The organism is Micromonospora sp. DT62, from assembly GCF_049847285.1.
Taxonomy (GTDB): domain Bacteria; phylum Actinomycetota; class Actinomycetes; order Mycobacteriales; family Micromonosporaceae; genus Micromonospora; species Micromonospora reichwaldensis.
In genome coordinates, this window is sequence record NZ_JBNCOB010000019.1 from 56635 (window position 1) to 72621 (window position 15987).

Sequence of the window (15987 nt, forward strand, 5' to 3'; positions counted from 1 at the left end):
CCGTGCACCTCGCCCACTACCTCGGCCTGCTGCACCGCGCCCAGCTCAACCTCGCCGACGCGTTCCGGCAGGTCGCCGACGCGCACGCCGAGGAACCCGACATCCGCCACCTGTGTGAGCGACAGGCGAAGCGGTGCGACGCGCACGCCGAAGGCCTGCGCCCGTTCGCCGCCCGCTACGCCGAGGACGCCCCGACCGAACCCGACCGGCTGCACTCACAACTGTTCACCGGCACCCGCACCGGCGGCATCGGCCTGCTGCGTGACCTCCAGGACCTCTACCTGATGGCCGCCGAGTGCGACATCGCCTGGACCGTCGTCGGCCAGGCTGCCTACGGCGCGCGCGACGAGGACCTGCTCGCGCTCGTACGGCGCTGTGAGGGTGAGACGGCCATCCAACTCAAGTGGCTGCGCACCCGGATGAAGGCCGCCGCGCCCCAGGCGCTCGTCGTCGCCGACTGACCGCCGCGCCCGCCCCGTTCCCGGCACTGATCTGGCCTGGCTCACCGACGGGTACGCCGCCGTCACCGCTGTCCGGGCCCTGCCCGACCTGGTGGTGCCGACGGCGGAAGCCGGCGGCCCTGCCGTCGGCTGATCCACCCGGTACCGGCCACCCGTTCCGTCGCCGGATGGCGGTGGGGCGGGTGGCCGGTACCTCGTCAGGTCAGGTCGCGCCGGCGATGGGGGTCGTCGGTCAGCTGTTCAGCCTGGCCAGCAGCGCGTTGGCCATGCCCTGCTCGCCCCTGGCGTTGGGGTGGAAGGGGGCGGCGGCGTTCTGCGGGACCAGCCCTTCGACCCAGCGGGTGCCGCTGCTCTTGCACGTGTCGCGGCCGACCGACGGGGCGTAGACGTCGGCGTAGGTGGCGTTGTTCGCGGCGGCGGTGCTGGCGAGCATCCCGTTCAGGGACTTCTGGACGCCGCGCAGGTACGGCACGTCCTGGTAGGCGATCGGGACCACCGGCCAGCAGCCGTAGCCGCTGTCCGGCACGATCGCCGGGTAGCCGAGCACCACGACCCGGGCGCCCGGCGCGGCACGGTGGACGGCCTGCAGCACGGCGGTCACCTTCGGCGCCGTGGCGGCGATCCTGGCCTGCAACTGGTCGACGCCACCGGCGGTGTACCGGTTCTTGCACGGAGACCCGAGGGGGCTGCTCAGGCTCGCCTCGGCGCAGTCGGTGATGATGCCGGAGAAGCCGATGTCGTTGCCGCCGATCTGCACGGTGACCAGTGTCGTGTCCGGGGTGACCGCGCTGAGCTGCGGCGGCAACGAGATGCCCAGTGCGCCGCTGCCGCCGACGAGGATGTCCTCGGTGGTGGCGCCGGAGCAGCTCACGTCGGCGAGCGCCGACGAGCCGACGGAGGCGGCGACCAGCGACGGGTAGTTGCGGTTGGAGCGCAGGCAGTTCAGGTCGACCTGGGTGGGGATCAGCGGGCCGGAGGTGTACGAATCACCCAACGCGACGTAGCGCCCGGTGGGCGCGGCGGCGTTGGCCGGTGCGGCGAGGGTGAGCAGCACACCGGCGGTGGCCGCGGCGAACGCGGCCAGCCGGCTGGCGGCCCGGAGGAACGGCAGGCGGGGACGGGTCATGGCATCTCCCAGCGGGGATCATGGTGGGTGCCGTGATTCTGTCCGCGCCGTCGTCGCACGTCAATATCGACGGCCATTGTCGCCGCGGGCCGTCGAGCGGAACGCGGCGGCGGCTCGGCCACCCCTTCCGCGCGCGGGAAGGTCCGACGCACTAGCATTGCCGCAGTCCGGGACGGCTCTGCTGAAACGAGGCGAAATGCGTTGGCTCCAGCGACTGCTGGGCGGCGGGCGGGTGCAGCTCGATCCGGAACGGCAGCAGGCTCTGCTACGCGACGTCCAGCACCGGTACGGCGCCCACGCGCAGCTCCGGTTTCCCGAGCAGGTCGAGGCCGTCGCCGGGATGCTGAACGGCGACGACGACGGCGTGGTGGTGGCGGCCCGGATCGTGAACCAGGTCGCCGACGAGGCCTACGTGGACCTGCAGGCCCAGGCCCAGGACGTCCACCGGCGAACGGGTCGCCGTCTCCTGGTGCACCGCCGCAACTACCGGCCGCTGTGGATGGAGGCCGGCCGAGCCCTGCGCTGGCCGCTGTTCGCGTTGCCGTGCGGCTTGCACCCGTACGCGCAGGTGGCCGCCGCCGTCGCGGTGCTCGGCGGCCAGGCTGCCCGGCTCGACCGGGTGACCGACCCGAATCCTCTCGTGACCCGCGTGTTCGAGGTGCTCGACCTCACGACCGCCGGCTGGGAGTACGGCCGGGTGCGGGTGGACACCGACGCCGCCGCCCTCGCCGATGGACTGATCACGAGCGCCGGACAGATCCTCGCAGCCATGGACGACCCGCCCCGGCTGCCACCTCCGGTGCGTGAGCTCATGCGCCGCAACAACACGCTCGACGTGCACGATCCGGCCAGCCCCCGGGTGGTGGGTGGGTTCAATCCGGGCGCCAGGATGCGCGAGCAACTGCTGGCCTGACGGCACCGCGACGGTCACCCGGTCGTGCGGCCAGGTGTGACGCCGTGCACCGGCCGGCTGGAGCCGACGCCGGTAACCACCTCGCGCTGAACGTCCTTGTACGCGGTCGGCAGCCGGCTCAGTCGTCGCGGGCCACGACCGGCGGCTGCGGCGACATCCCCAGGACGGACGGCGTGCGGAGCCGCACGCGCCGCGCTTTCGCGAGAAAGGCTCCAGTTCGGAGCGAAAACCGCAAAGAACTCGATCCCACTTCAACGTATATCGCACTGGGGGGCTTGCCACAAGACCGGGGTATTGCCGCAAAATCGGCGGCCGGACCCAGAATTGACGAAGAAATGGGGCACGCCGTGCGTGTGTTGTTGTCGATCCGCGGAAGGCGCGGTGACCTCGAACCGCTGGTGGCAACGGGCGTGCGGCTGCGGCTGGGGGCGGCTGCCGTGGCGGTGTCGCGATGATCGAGCAGTACGTCTTGGATCTCCAGGACGTCGACGACACGCAGGTGCCCATCGTCGGCGGCAAGGGCGCGCACCTGGGGGCTCTGTCGCGGATCGACGGCATCCACGTGCCCGCTGGCTTCTGCGTCACGACGGACGCCTTCCGGCGGATCATGGCCGAAGCGCCGTCCATCGACGATCAGCTCGACCGGCTGTCGCGCCTGGACCCGGACGACCGGGAGACGACCCGCGCGCTCAGTGCGGAGATCCGCCGTACCATCGAAGCGGTCGTCCTCCCCGACGACGTGGCGGCGGCGATCGTCCGGGCCCTCGCCCGGCTCGGGGAGCGGGCTGCCTGTGCCGTCCGGTCCAGTGCCACGGCGGAGGACCTGCCGACGGCCTCCTTCGCGGGCCAGCAGGACACGTACCTGAACGTGGTGCGGCAGGAGGCGATCCTCCAGCACGTCAGCCGGTGCTGGGCCTCGCTCTTCACCGAGCGGGCCGTGACCTACCGTCGACGCAACGGCATCGACCACCGCGCGGTCCAGATGGCCGTGGTCGTGCAGAAGATGGTCTTCCCGCAGGCGGCCGGCGTCCTGTTCACTGCCGACCCCGTCACGCACCACCGGAAGGTCGCTGTCGTGGAGGCGAGCTTCGGCCTCGGCGAGGCCCTCGTCTCGGGGTTGGTGAACGCCGACGCCTACCGGGTGCGGGACGGTGAGATCATCGCCAAGGCGATCGCCGCCAAGCGACTTGCCATCCACGCCCTGCCGGGCGGCGGGACGGGGCAACAGGCGATCGACTCGGAGCGGCAGGAGCAGCCGGCCCTGACGGATGCGCAGGTCGTGCGGCTGGTGCGGCTCGGCCGGCGGATCGAAGCCCACTTCGGCCACCCCCAGGACATCGAATGGTGTCTGGTCGACGACGACTTTCAGATCGTCCAGAGCCGGCCGGTCACCACGCTGTTCCCCATCCCCGAGGCCGGCGACGACGCGAACCACGTCTACGTCTCCGTCGGTCACCAGCAGATGATGACGGACGCCATGAAGCCCCTGGGGATCTCCATGTGGCAGCTGACGGCCATGGTGCCGATGCACGAGGCCGGCGGGAGGCTGTTCGTCGACGTCACCGGGCGCCTGGCCACGCCCGCGAGCCGCGCCGGCCTCCTGGAGATGGTGGGGCGGTCCGATCCGTTGATCAGGGACGCGCTGGAGACCGTCCTCGGCCGCGGCGACTTCATCCCGTCGCTTCCCGACCAGGGTCCGGCGGGGCCGCCCGCTGGCGGCGCGCCGGCCCCGATCGAGACCGATCCGGCCATCGTCACCGAGCTGATCGAACGCAGTCAGGCGGCCCTCGCCGCCTTACGGCGCGACATCCGGACGAAGTCCGGACCGGCGCTGTTCGACTTCCTGCTGGAGGCCTTTGAGGAGCACAAGCGGGGCCTCGGCGATCCGCTGAACATGCAGGCGATCATGGCGGGCATGGAGGCCACGTGGTGGCTCAACGACAGGCTGTACGAGTACCTGGGCGAGAGGAACGCCGCCGACACGCTCACGCTCTCCGCGCCCGACAACGTCACGTCGGAGATGGGACTGGCGCTGCTGGACGTCGCCGACGTCATCCGCCCGCACCCGGAGGTGGTGGCCTTCCTGCGGGAGGTCGAGGACGAGGGCTTCGTGGACGAGCTGCCCCGGCTCCCGGGCGGCCGGGAAGCGCGCGACGCCATCCGGGCCTACCTCGACAGGTACGGCATGCGCTGCGCCGGCGAGATCGACATCACGAGGCCACGCTGGAGCGAACGCCCCACCACACTCGTGCCCCTCATCCTCGACAACATCAGGAACCTCGAGCCGGGCGCCCGCGAGCGGCGCTTCGCGCAGGGGCGCCAGCGGGCGGCGCGCAAGGAACAGGAGGTCCTGGAGCGTCTGCGGGCCCTGCCGGACGGGGAGCGCAAGGCGGACGAGACGAAGCGGATGATCGACCGGGTCCGGACCTTCATCGGGTACCGGGAGTACCCGAAGTACGTCATCGTCAGCCGCTACCTCAGCTACAAGCAGGCCCTGCTGACAGAGGCCGAGCGCCTCGTGCGGGCCCGCGTGCTTTCGGAGCCGGAGGACATCTTCTACCTGACGTTCCAGGAACTCCACGACGTCGTGCGCACCAACGAGGTGGACGACCAACTCATCCAGCGGCGCAAGGACGCGTTCAGGTCGTATCGGACGCTCACCCCGCCCCGGGTGCTCACGTCGGAGGGCGAGGGCATCGCCGGCGCGTACCGGCGCGAGGACGTGCCGACCGGCGCGCTGGTCGGCCTCCCGGTCTCCGGCGGGACCGTCGAGGGGCGGGCCCGCGTCGTCCTGGACCTGGCCGAGGCCGACCTCGAACCGGGCGACATCCTGGTCACCGCCTACACCGACCCGAGCTGGTCACCCCTGTTCGTCGCGATCGCGGGACTGGTGACGGAGGTGGGCGGCCTCATGACCCACGGGGCGGTCATCGCCCGGGAGTACGGCCTGCCCGCCCTCGTCGGGGTGGAGCAGGCGACCCGGCTGATCCGCAACGGACAGCGGATCCGCGTGCACGCGACCGACGGCTACGTCGAGATCCTGTCCTGACCGGCCACGGGGCGGCGACCGGGCGCGCGCAGCCGATCACGCGTTGACATCCGGCGTCCCTCCACTCCAGACTGGCGCCACAACTCAACCAACGCGCGTGCGTGCGGGGGAAGTCCGGTCGAAGTCCGGCGCTGGCCCGCAACGGTAGGCCGTCGAGGTGCACCTCCGACGGCGAGCCCGAATACCCGACGTACGCGCAGAATCCGCTCCCCACCCGTCGTGGCCCACGGGTCGGAGTCCCGGTCGACCCCTGCGCTGCGGCGGGTGGCCGGGCTTCTGACGACCGCCGGGCCGGAAAGGCGCTTCCGATGGTCGTCCGCCTGAGCCGGCACCGCCTGCTCACTCTGTTCTGCGGCGTGCTCGCCGCCCTCACCCTCGCCACACCGGCATCCGCCCACGCCTCCCCCACCTCGCCTGCCGGGATCGGCCGGTCGGAGGCCGCGGCCGGCTGGCTGGCCCGGCAACTCGTCGCCGGCGAACGCCTCGAAGTCGTCTTCGACGGCGTCACCTACCCCGACCAGGGCCTCACCCTCGACGCGGTGTTCGCCTTCGCCGCCGCCAGCGTCGCCGACGACTCGGGGGCCCGGGCGCTGGCCTGGGTCACCCGGCCGGACATCCGCGACGCCTACCTCGGCGACGGCGCCACGGAGGCGTACGCGGGCGCGACCGCCAAGCTCGCCCTCGCCGTCCAGGTGCGCGGCGGCGACCCCACCGACGTCGGCGGCGTGGACCTGATCGCCCGGCTGCGCTCGCTGCAGGCCCCCGGCGGCCGGTTCACCGACCGGTCGGCGTACGGGGACTACAGCAACACCTTCAGCCAGTCCTTCGCCCTCCTCGCCCTGGACCGCACCTCGCAGGGCACGCCCCCAACGGCCGCCGCCTGGCTGGCCGCCACCCGCTGCCCGGACGGCGGCTACCCGCTGCTGCCCGCGCAACCGGTCTGCACCTCCGACGTGGACGCCACCGCGCTCGCGGTGCAGGCGCTGCGGGTCACCGGCCGCCCGACCGACGCCGCCGCCGGGCTGCGCTGGCTGCTGTCCGTGCAACGCGCCGACGGCGGTTTCGCCAACGCCGCAGGCATCCCGAACGCCAACAGCACCGGCCTCGCCGCGCAGGCGCTGCGCGACGGTCACCGGCCGCTGGCCTGGGCCCGCGCGCGGGTGTTCCTCGCCGGGCTACAGGTCGGCTGTGCCGGGGCGCCGGCCGACCGGGGCGCGGTCGACTTCGACGGCGGCGCCTTCGACCCCGGCACCGCCGGCCGGGCCACCGGCCAGGCTGTCCTCGGCCTGACCGGCACCGGGTACGCCCGGCTGGCCGCGACCGGCGCCACCCCGGGCGCACCGGTCCCCGCCTGCCCGTGACCCGTCCCGTCGCTCCACCGATTCCAGGAGGAACCGTGTTCCGTCACCGATCCACCGTCCGTACCCGGCTCGCCGGCCTGTTGGCAGCCGCCGTCGCCGCCGTCGCCCTCACCGCCGTCGAACCCGCCCCCCGGGCCGGGTACGCCGCGGCCTGCACCGGCACCTCCGGTGTCACCGTCGTGGTCGACTTCGCCGCGCTCGGCGGTGGCGTCCAGGTCGCCTGTGCTCCGGGCGACCCGGCCACCGGGCTGGCCGCCCTCCAGGGCGCCGGCTTCACGGTGACCGGCACGCAGCGCTGGGGGCTGGCGTTCGTCTGCCGGATCAACGGCAAGCCGACCGCCGCGGCCGATCCGTGCGTCAACACCCCGCCCGCCACGGCGTACTGGTCGTACTGGCATGCCCCCAGCGGCGGCGCCTGGTCCTACAGCACGTCCGGCGCGAGCAGCTACAACCCGGCCCCGGGCACCGTCGAGGGCTGGTCGTTCGGCGCGGGCGCCCCGCCGAGCATCGCCGCGCCCTGACCGTGGCCGCACACGAGTTGTCACCGTAGTGGTGCACCGGGTGCCGGCCACCGCCCTGGCGTCGCGCGACGTGCGGGCGGTACGGTGTCGGCACCCGGTGCACGCCGGTCCACAACTGCATACGTCCCGAGTGGGGGGAAGCCGGTTCGAAGCCGGCGCTGACCCGCAACCGTGAGCGAGGCCCCGGCCTCGCGAGCCGGAATGCCTCGCCCGGGACGAGCGGCTTCCACTGTCGAGGTTTACAGGGTGAAGTCCGGGCCACCGAGGTCCGTTCCACCCCGCTCATCGCATCACGCGAGCGGGGTGTCGCTGTCCCCGGGTGCTTTCCGGAGCTTCCACCGACCGCTCTGCGAAAGGCACCCCCTCATGTCCCGGTCCCGTTCCCGGCGTCTCGGCGCCGGCGTCGTCGCCACCACAGCGGCGACGATCGCCGCGCTCACCGCCGTACCCCTGACCGTCGTGGCCGCACCCGCCCCGACCCACGCCGCCGCCGCGCGCGATGCCGCCTCCTGGCTGGCCGGCGAGTTCGCCGACGGGGTGCTGCCCGGCCCGTTCGGCGGTCCGGACTGGGGTCTGACCATCGACGGGCTCCTCGCCCTCTCCGCCACCGGGGTGGACGCGCCGGTCCGTCAGGCCGCGACGGCGCAGGTCGCGGCGCATGTGCGGTCCTACAACAGCCTCGACGACTGGGGCATCCCCGGCTTCACCGACGGCGGGTCGACCGCGAAGCTGCTGTACGCCGCCTCCGCAGCCGGCGCCGATCCCACCGACTTCGGCGGCTTCGACCTGCGGACGGAGACCCTGTCGCTGGTCGCCGGGGCGGACGCCGGACACCAGCGGGGGCGGATCACCAGCCGCACCACCGCCGACACCGGTCCGGACGCCAGCAACGCCTTCGACCAGTCCTTCGCCGTGCTGGGCCTGGCTCGCAGCGGCGACGTACCGCAGGACACCGTCGACTTCCTCATCTGCCAGCAGTGCGCGGCCGGTGGGTTCCGGCTCTACCCCGACACCGCCGACGGCCCGTCCCCGTCCTGCGACGAGCAGGCCGGCGCCACCCTCGACGTCGACTCGACCGCGATGGCCGTGCAGGCGCTGCTCGCCGCCGCTGCCGACGGCGCCGCCGGTGCCACCGCGGCGGCCGCCAGGGGCGCGGCCTGGCTGGTGGCTCAGCAGCGCGCCGACGGTTCGTTCGGCGGCTCCGGCCCGACCACCGGCGCGAACTCCAACAGCACCGGCCTGGCCGGACAGGCCCTCGCCGCCGCCGGCCGCGACGCCGAGGCCGCGCGGGCCGCCGGCGCGTTGGCCGCACTACAGCTCACCACGGCACACGGCGGCGCGGCCGCCGCCGACGCGGGCGCCGTCGCCTACAACACCGACAGCCTGACGACGGCCGTCGCGTCCGGGATCACCGACACCGACCGGGACCAGTGGCGTCGAGGCACCGCACAGGCCGTGCTCGGCCTCGTCCAGGTGCCGCTGGGACGCATCGGCCTCGACCCGCCGCCGTCGTCGCCCGGGCCGACCCCGACCGGCACGGCCTCGCCCACCGCTTCCCCCAGCGCCACCACCTCCCCCACGCCCACCGGGTCACCGACGCCCACCGGGACGGCCGTCCCGACACCGAGCCCGTCCGCGACCACCGTGCCGTCGACCCCGTCCGCCCCGGCGTCGACGACCGTCGCCCCGGGCGCGGCCCCGACCACCCCGGGCCTGGGCGGGCTGCCGACGACCGGCGCGGCGATCACCAGCTACGTGCTGATCGCGTTCCTGCTGGTCGGCGGCGGGGTGCTGCTCGTCGTACTCGGCCGTCGGCGGGCGGCGTGACCGTCCGGGCCGCCCGCGCCGGACTGGTCGTCGCCCTCACCGCCGCCGGCACGATGGTCGGATCGGGCACCCCCGCGAGGGCCGCCGGATCGGCCGGCTACTGCCCGGACGCCTCCGGTGTGACCGTGGTGGTCGACTTCAACGAACTCGGCGGCGGAACCGTGGTGCGGTGCGCCCGGGGCGAGCAGTCCACCGGGCTGGCGGCGCTCAAGAACGCCGGGTTCCAGATCACCGGCACGCTGCGCTGGGGCGAGGGGTTCGTCTGCCGGATCGAGGGCAGGCCGTCGACGGCGTCCGAGAAGTGCGTCGACACGCCTCCCGCCAGCGCCTACTGGTCGTACTGGCACGCGGCCAACGGTGGCAGTTGGACGTTCAGCGACAAGGGTGTGCTCAACCGCAAGCCGCCGGCCGGCAGCTTCGAGGGCTGGTCGTTCTCCCTCAACCGCAACGCCAACGACGCGCCCCGGCCGGGCGCCGCGCCGAGGCGTCCCGCGCCACCGCCACCACCACCGAGCCCTCCGCCGCCGGCACCGCCCACCCGGGGCGGCCCGGTCGCCCCACCGCCGGCAGGAGACGGTCGACCGGTCGCGCCACCACCTGCCACCGCGGGCCGGCCCGCTGCGGCAGGACCGATGCCGGGCTCCGCCGGGCCCGCGCCGCTCCCCACCGGTACGCCGACGGCCGGCGGCCCGGTCCCGACACCGAGCGCGGGCGTCGCGGCGCCACCTGCGAGCGCTGCCGTCAGCCCACCGGCGGGCAGTTCCGCCGACCAGCCGGTGGTGACCGAGGTCGCCGCGCCCCGTGACGCTCGCGGGATCCCGCTGGGTACGGCGGCCGGCGTGCTGCTGCTGGTCGTGCTCGGCGTGGGCGGCCTGTTGGCCGCACGGCGGCGGCGGACCGTCGAGCCGGATGACTGACCGGAGCACCCCCCGGGTGGAGAGGCCCGTCGGAGCGGACCGGGCAGGGTCGGTGGGCCGAACGACGCGCCTGCCCCGGGCGCTGCACCCCGGCGCGTGGTGGCTGTGGGCTCTCGGCCTGGCCACCGCGGCCAGCCACACCACCAGTCCGTTGCCGCTGGGCCTGCTCGTCGCCGTCGCCGCGCTGGTGGTCGTCCGGCGGCGGGGAGACGCGCCGTGGGCGCTGGCGTTCCGGATGTACCTGGTGCTCGGCGCGGTGATCGTGGCGATGCGGGTGCTCTTCCGGATCGTGTTCGGCGGCGGGCAGGGCGACCACGTGCTCGTCCGGCTTCCCGAAATCCCCCTGCCCGCGTGGGCGGCGGGAATCCGCCTGTTCGGGCCGGTCGCCGCCGAGCAGCTCCTCGGCGGGTTCTACGACGGGCTGCGGCTGGCCACGATGCTGGTCTGCCTCGGCGCGGCGAACGCCCTGGCCAACCCGAAGCGGCTGCTCAAAGCCGTGCCCGGCGCCCTGTACGCGGTGGGCACGGCCGTGGTGGTGGCCCTGTCGGTCGCCCCGCAACTGGTGGAGAGCGTGCTGCGGGTCCGCCGGGCGCGGCGGCTGCGGGGTGCCTCCGGCAGGGGCGTACGGGCGTTGCGGGGCATCGCGCTGCCGGTGCTGGCCGACGCGCTGGACCGGTCGCTGGCACTGGCCGCGGCGATGGACTCCCGGGGTTACGGCCGCACCCCGGCGGTGCCGGCCGGGCAGCGCGCCGTCACCGGTGCGCTGGTGCTCGGCGGGCTGGTCGGCGTCTGCGCCGGCACGTACGGGCTGCTCGACGCCACCGGCCCCGCTTACCTGGGACTGCCGATGCTCCTCGTCGGCCTGTCGACCGCCGTGGCCGGCATGCTGCTGGCCGGCCGCCGGGTGCGGCGCAGCCGCTACCGGCCGGACCACTGGCGGGGCGCGGAACTGCTCGTGGCCGGCTGCGGGGTGGGCGCCGCCGCGCTGACGGTACTGGCCGGTTCGGTCGATCCGGAGCTTCTCTATCCGCCGGTGAGCCCCCTCACCTGGCCCGAGCTGACGCCGCTGACGCTGCTCGCCGTCGTGGTCGCGGCGGCACCGGCCTGGTTGGCGCCGCCTCCCGCGCTCGCACGGACGTCCGTCGCGCGCAACGCCGGCCCGGCGACCGCACCCCGCGGTCCGGTCGGCGCCGCGCCGGCGGACGGAGCGGGTCGGCTGGCGTCGTCGTTCCCCGCGCCGGGAGGCCCTTCGTGATCGACTTCGACCGGGTGACCGTCCGTTACGCCGAGAGCGACCGCCCGACCCTGCGGGACGTGACGCTACGCATCGACGAGGGCGAGCTCTGCCTGGTCGTCGGTCGGACCGGCACGGGCAAGTCCACGCTGCTGCGGGCGATCAACGGGCTGGTGCCGCACTTCACGGGCGGCACCCTGCACGGCAGCGTGACGGTCGACGGCCGGGACACCCGCCGTCATCCGCCGCGGGACCTCGCCGACGTCGTCGGCGTGGTCGGGCAGGATCCGCTGTCCGGGTTCGTCACCGACACCGTCGAGGAGGAGCTCGCCTACGGGATGGAACAGCTCGCCCTGCCGGCGCCGGTGATGCGCAAACGGGTCGAGGAGACCCTCGACCTGCTGGGCATCGCCGAGCTGCGCGACCGGCCGCTGCGGACGCTGTCCGGCGGGCAGCAGCAGCGCGTCGCCATCGGGTCGGTCCTCACCGCCCACCCGCGGGTGCTGGTGCTCGACGAGCCCACCTCCGCGCTGGACCCCACCGCGGCGGAGGACGTGCTCGCCGTGGTGACCCGGCTGGTGCACGACCTCGGCGTGACGGTGGTGCTGGCCGAGCACCGGCTGGAACGGGTCGTGCAGTACGCCGACCGGCTGATCTACCTGCCCGGCGACGGTCGGGTGGTGGACGGGGAACCGGCCGCCGTGCTCGCCGACGTCGACATCGCACCGCCGCTGGTCGAGCTGGGCCGTCTCGCCGGCTGGACGCCGCTCCCGCTGTCCGTACGCGATGCCCGCCGGCGGGCGGCCGCCCTGCGCCACCGGCTGGCCGACGCCGCCGTGCCGGCCGCGGTGACGGTCCCGGACGGGCCCCCCGTCCTGACGGCCCGCGACGTCGTCGTGCGCTACCCGGGGACGGTCGCCGTGGCCGGCGTCGACATGGAGCTGTCTCCCGGGCGGATCGTGGCGTTGATGGGGCGCAACGGCTCCGGCAAGTCGAGCCTGCTCTGGGCGGTGCAGGGCAGCGGTCCCCGCCAGGGCGGGACCGTCGCCGTCGTCGGCGCGCAGGGCACCGTCGACCCGAAGACCCTGCCGCCGGGCCGGGCCCGTCGGCATGTCGGTCTGGTCCCGCAGACCCCCGGTGACCTGCTGTACCTGGAGACGGTGGAGGCCGAGTGCGACCAGGCCGACCGGGAGACCGGGGCACCGGCCGGCACCTGTCGGGCGATGCTCGACCAGCTCACCCCGGGGCTACCCGCGGACCGGCACCCCCGTGACCTCTCCGAGGGGCAGCGGCTCGCGCTCGCGCTCGCCGTCCAGCTCACCGCCGCCCCGCCGGTGGTCCTGCTCGACGAGCCGACCCGCGGCCTGGACTACCGCGCCAAGCGGCAGTTCACCGCCGTCGTCCGACGGCTGGCCGCCGACGGCCGGGCGGTGCTGATCGCGACGCACGACGTCGAGCTCGTCGCGGCCCTCGCCGACCAGGTAGTGGTGATGGCCGAGGGGGAGATCGTCGCCGCCGGCACCACGGCGGAGGTCATGCTCGCCTCGCCGGCGTTCGCCCCGCAGGTGGCCAAGGTCCTCGCTCCCGCACCGTGGCTGACCGTGGAGCAGGTCGCGGCCGCACTGGCCGCCACCGGGGAGCCGGGGTGAGCGTGCTGCGGGTCGCCCCGCGTACCGCTGTCGTGCTGGTTCTGGCCTCGGCCGCCGCACTGGCGACCTTCACCTGGCCGTTCTTCGTCCCCGCCCATCCGGAGAGCACCGCCCGCACGGGCGAGGCGCTGCTGGTGTTCCTCGTGGTGCTGCCGGTGCTCGTGGCGCTGGTGCTGGCCGAACTCAGCTCCGGCGGCATCGACAGCAAGGCGTTGGCGATGCTCGGGGTGCTCGCGGCCGTCAACGCCGCGCTGCGCCCGCTCGGCGCCGGCACCGCGGGCATCGAGACGGTGTTCTTCCTTCTCGTGCTCGCCGGCCGGGTGTTCGGGCCCGGATTCGGCTTCCTGCTCGGCTCGACGTCGCTGTTCGCCTCCGCGCTGCTCACCGCGGGGGTCGGGCCGTGGCTGCCGTTCCAGATGCTGGCCGCGTCCTGGATCGGTCTCGGCGCCGGCCTGCTACCGACGAGGCTGCGGGGCCGGGGCGAGATCGCTGCCCTGGCCGCCTACGGCGTGCTCGCGGCCTACGGCTACGGACTGCTGATGAACCTGTGGTTCTGGCCGTTCAGCATCGGCGCGGACACCCAACTCTCCTACGTCGCCGGAGCGCCACTGCTGGAGAACCTGCACCGCTTCGCCGTGTTCACGGCGGTCACCTCCACCTTCGGCTGGGACACCGGACGCGCGATCACCACCGCCGTGGCGATCGTCCTCGCCGGCCCCGCGGTGCTCGCCGCGCTGCGCCGCGCCGCACGGCGGGCCGCGTTCGACGCTCCGGTCACCTTCGCCGCGCCCGATCCACAGCCGGACCCACCTCGCACGGGTGGGGACGACCGGGCCGGTTCGTCGGGGCCGGTGGCCGGAGCCGCGACCACCGACCGAGCGGGCGACGTCGCCTGATGTGGCCCTAGACCGCGCGGGCCACGCAGATCCTGGCGTCGAGGCGGGGCCCGGCCTCGTAGAGCATGTACTCCACGCCGCCGTCGGTGCCGAACGTCGGCGACGCCACCCGGCCGTTGTCCGACGCGATCGGCCGGTGGAACACGCCGAGGTGGACCTCCCGGTCGAAGTTGTTGCCGACCTCGGTCAGGTACATGTTGCCGCTGCTGCCGTGATAGGCGACGTACGCGGTGCCGTTGCGCTTCAACAGGTGCGGCGCGGAGATGTCGGTGAGCCCGTCGCCCGACGGCGACACCAGCGGGTTCGGGGAGAACTGCCAGCCGCTCCACCCGTTCGGCGACCAGCCCCAGAAGATCTTCCGGGTGCCCGGCCGGATCGTGTGGGCGCCCATGAACACCATCACGTAGCGGTTTCCCTTGCCGGCCACCGAGTGCTCGAAGACCCGCGCGTACGAGGTCTCGGTCGTGTTGGGCACCAGGTTCGTCGACAGGATCGGCGTCTCGTCGGTGAAGCGGACGCCGTCGCTCGAGCGGGCGACCCGGGTCGTGTGGTTCTCGCCGTGGAAGTACAGGTAGAACTGCCGGGTCGGCGCGTCCCACACGACGTGCGGCGACGACACGTGGCTCACCGTCGTGGACGGCAGCACCCGGTCGACGACGGGATTGTTGGCGTACTCGGTGTAGGGGCCCTCGAGCCGGTTGGCGTAGGCGAGGCAGATCCCGCCGGGCGCGTCGTGCGGCGCGTAGTAGAGGTAGTAGCGGCCGAGGGCGCCGCTGATCTTGTCGTAGACCCCACGCACGCACGGAAAGATGAACTCGCCGGTCGGGTTGTAACGCAACGGCCGGTCGAACGCGTCGCGCACGTACCGGTAGTTGGGGAAGCCGGCCGGTGCGGCGAGCGCCGGCGTGGAGGTCGCGGCAAGGCCGGCGCCGGTGGTCGCGGTCGCGACACCGGCGGCCGCCGCGCCACGCAGCAGCGTGCGTCGGGAGAAGGAGCCTTCCGGGGTACGCGTCATCGCGTTCCCTCCGTTCGTGGGGCGCGCCGACGGGGGCAGGGGGGTGCGGGCAGGCGTCACTCGACCCCGCGTTGAGCGACCGGACGGTGTGGACGTTCGGCGCGGAACGGGTTCGTTGGTCGATGAGTCTGCGCGCGCCGTCTCGGCGGCGTCAAGATGCTAATACGAATTAGCACACGCTCCGGCGGGCCTTGTCCGCGCCGGCCGGCTCGGTCACCTGACGGGAGATCCACCGTCGACCGGGATGGTGTGGCCGTGGATGAAGGAGGCGTCGTCGCTCGCGAGGAAACAGACCGCCCGGGCCACCTCGTGGGGTTCGCCGTACCGGCCCGCGGGGGCTTGCATGGTCAGGTCGTAGAACGGGAAGTCGCTGGTGATCTCCGCGCCCTCGAACGCCGCCGTCTTGATGACGCCGGGTCCGATGCCCACGGCGCGGATGCCCCGGTGGCCGTAGTCGTAGGCGATCTGCTTGGTCAGCCCGATGACGCCGTGCTTGGCCGTGGTGTATTCGGCCCCGACCTCGCTGGCGACCAGACCGGAGGCGGAGGAAACGTTGATCACGACGCCGCTCCCGCGCTCCAGCATGTGGGGAAGCATGGCCTTCGTCGCGAGGAAGACGCCCTTCAGGTCGACGGCCATGACGCGCTCCCACTGGCCGGTCTCGATCTCGAGCAGCGGGAGGTAGGCGCCGAACACGCCGGCGTTGTTCACCAGCACGTCGACGTGGCCGTACGCGTCGAGAGCGGCGCTCACCATGGCGTCGACCGAAGCCTCGTCGGTGACGTCCGCCGCCACCCCCGTCGCGTCTCCCCCGGCGTCGCGGATCCGCTCGACCGTCGCGTTGGCGCGTTCCAGGGAGAGGTCGGACACGACGATCTTCGCCCCTTCCTGGGCGAGCTCCACGCACATGGATTGGCCGAGACCGGAACCGACCTGCTCGGGGCTGTATCCGCCCCCCGTGACGAGCACGACCTTGTCCGTAAGCCCACGCATGACCCATCTCCCGTCCGTTTTCGAC

General features: G+C 73.7%; 13 protein-coding genes and 2 riboswitches. Of the genes, 10 read left to right on the forward strand and 3 right to left on the reverse strand.

What is annotated here, in order from left to right; translation table 11 throughout:
• The first annotated feature begins 2 nt into the window (after positions 1-2).
• Positions 3-461 (forward strand): hypothetical protein, encoded by a 459-nt coding sequence (locus ACPXCB_RS22950; RefSeq protein ID WP_425877599.1) that lies wholly within the window; start codon positions 3-5, stop codon positions 459-461.
• Positions 462-693: 232 nt separating this feature from the next.
• On the opposite strand, the gene ACPXCB_RS22955 is transcribed toward ACPXCB_RS22950, so the two are convergent.
• On the reverse strand, positions 694-1587 hold the full coding sequence (locus ACPXCB_RS22955; RefSeq protein ID WP_151455239.1) for an SGNH/GDSL hydrolase family protein: 894 nt from the start codon (positions 1585-1587) through the stop codon (positions 694-696).
• A gap of 196 nt (positions 1588-1783) precedes the next feature.
• Between ACPXCB_RS22955 and ACPXCB_RS22960 the strand changes: the two genes are divergently transcribed.
• From ACPXCB_RS22960 to ACPXCB_RS23000, 9 genes are all read left to right on the forward strand, one after another.
• Positions 1784-2500 carry a hypothetical protein gene (locus tag ACPXCB_RS22960; protein WP_425877600.1) on the forward strand — a complete coding sequence of 239 codons (717 nt, stop codon included), beginning with the start codon at positions 1784-1786 and terminating at the stop codon, positions 2498-2500.
• Between the two features lie 451 nt (positions 2501-2951).
• Positions 2952-5549 (forward strand): rifamycin-inactivating phosphotransferase, encoded by a 2598-nt coding sequence (rph, locus tag ACPXCB_RS22965; RefSeq protein WP_425877601.1) that lies wholly within the window; start codon positions 2952-2954, stop codon positions 5547-5549.
• Positions 5550-5632: 83 nt separating this feature from the next.
• Positions 5633-5756: riboswitch (cobalamin riboswitch) on the forward strand.
• A 101-nt stretch (positions 5757-5857) separates the two neighbouring features.
• The gene (locus ACPXCB_RS22970) at positions 5858-6910 is read left to right on the forward strand and encodes a peptidase (RefSeq protein ID WP_425877602.1); all 1053 of its coding nucleotides are present in this window, start codon (positions 5858-5860) and stop codon (positions 6908-6910) included.
• 35 nt (positions 6911-6945) lie between these two features.
• Positions 6946-7431: a hypothetical protein gene (locus tag ACPXCB_RS22975; RefSeq protein WP_425877603.1), complete on the forward strand. Its 486-nt coding sequence runs from the start codon at positions 6946-6948 to the stop codon at positions 7429-7431.
• Between the two features lie 111 nt (positions 7432-7542).
• Positions 7543-7659: riboswitch (cobalamin riboswitch) on the forward strand.
• A 138-nt stretch (positions 7660-7797) separates the two neighbouring features.
• On the forward strand, positions 7798-9258 hold the full coding sequence (locus ACPXCB_RS22980) for a cell wall anchor protein (RefSeq protein WP_425877604.1): 1461 nt from the start codon (positions 7798-7800) through the stop codon (positions 9256-9258).
• The gene (locus ACPXCB_RS22985; RefSeq protein WP_425877605.1) at positions 9255-10175 is read left to right on the forward strand and encodes a hypothetical protein; all 921 of its coding nucleotides are present in this window, start codon (positions 9255-9257) and stop codon (positions 10173-10175) included. Before ACPXCB_RS22980 ends, ACPXCB_RS22985 begins: the two co-directional genes overlap by 4 nt.
• A complete protein-coding gene (locus ACPXCB_RS22990) occupies positions 10168-11430 on the forward strand; it encodes a CbiQ family ECF transporter T component (protein ID WP_425877606.1) in 1263 nt (420 codons plus the stop codon). Before ACPXCB_RS22985 ends, ACPXCB_RS22990 begins: the two co-directional genes overlap by 8 nt.
• Entirely contained in the window at positions 11427-13058 is a 1632-nt protein-coding gene (locus ACPXCB_RS22995) for an ABC transporter ATP-binding protein (protein ID WP_425877607.1), read from the forward strand. The genes ACPXCB_RS22990 and ACPXCB_RS22995 overlap by 4 nt, the downstream gene beginning before the upstream one ends.
• Entirely contained in the window at positions 13055-13954 is a 900-nt protein-coding gene (locus ACPXCB_RS23000; RefSeq protein ID WP_425877608.1) for an ECF transporter S component, read from the forward strand. Before ACPXCB_RS22995 ends, ACPXCB_RS23000 begins: the two co-directional genes overlap by 4 nt.
• Before the next feature lie 7 nt (positions 13955-13961).
• Here ACPXCB_RS23000 and ACPXCB_RS23005 read toward each other — a convergent pair whose 3' ends face one another.
• Both ACPXCB_RS23005 and ACPXCB_RS23010 read right to left on the reverse strand, forming a co-directional pair.
• Positions 13962-14969 (reverse strand): hypothetical protein, encoded by a 1008-nt coding sequence (locus ACPXCB_RS23005; RefSeq protein WP_425877609.1) that lies wholly within the window; start codon positions 14967-14969, stop codon positions 13962-13964.
• A gap of 213 nt (positions 14970-15182) precedes the next feature.
• Positions 15183-15962: an SDR family NAD(P)-dependent oxidoreductase gene (locus ACPXCB_RS23010; RefSeq protein ID WP_425877610.1), complete on the reverse strand. Its 780-nt coding sequence runs from the start codon at positions 15960-15962 to the stop codon at positions 15183-15185.
• Positions 15963-15987: the final 25 nt, after the last annotated feature.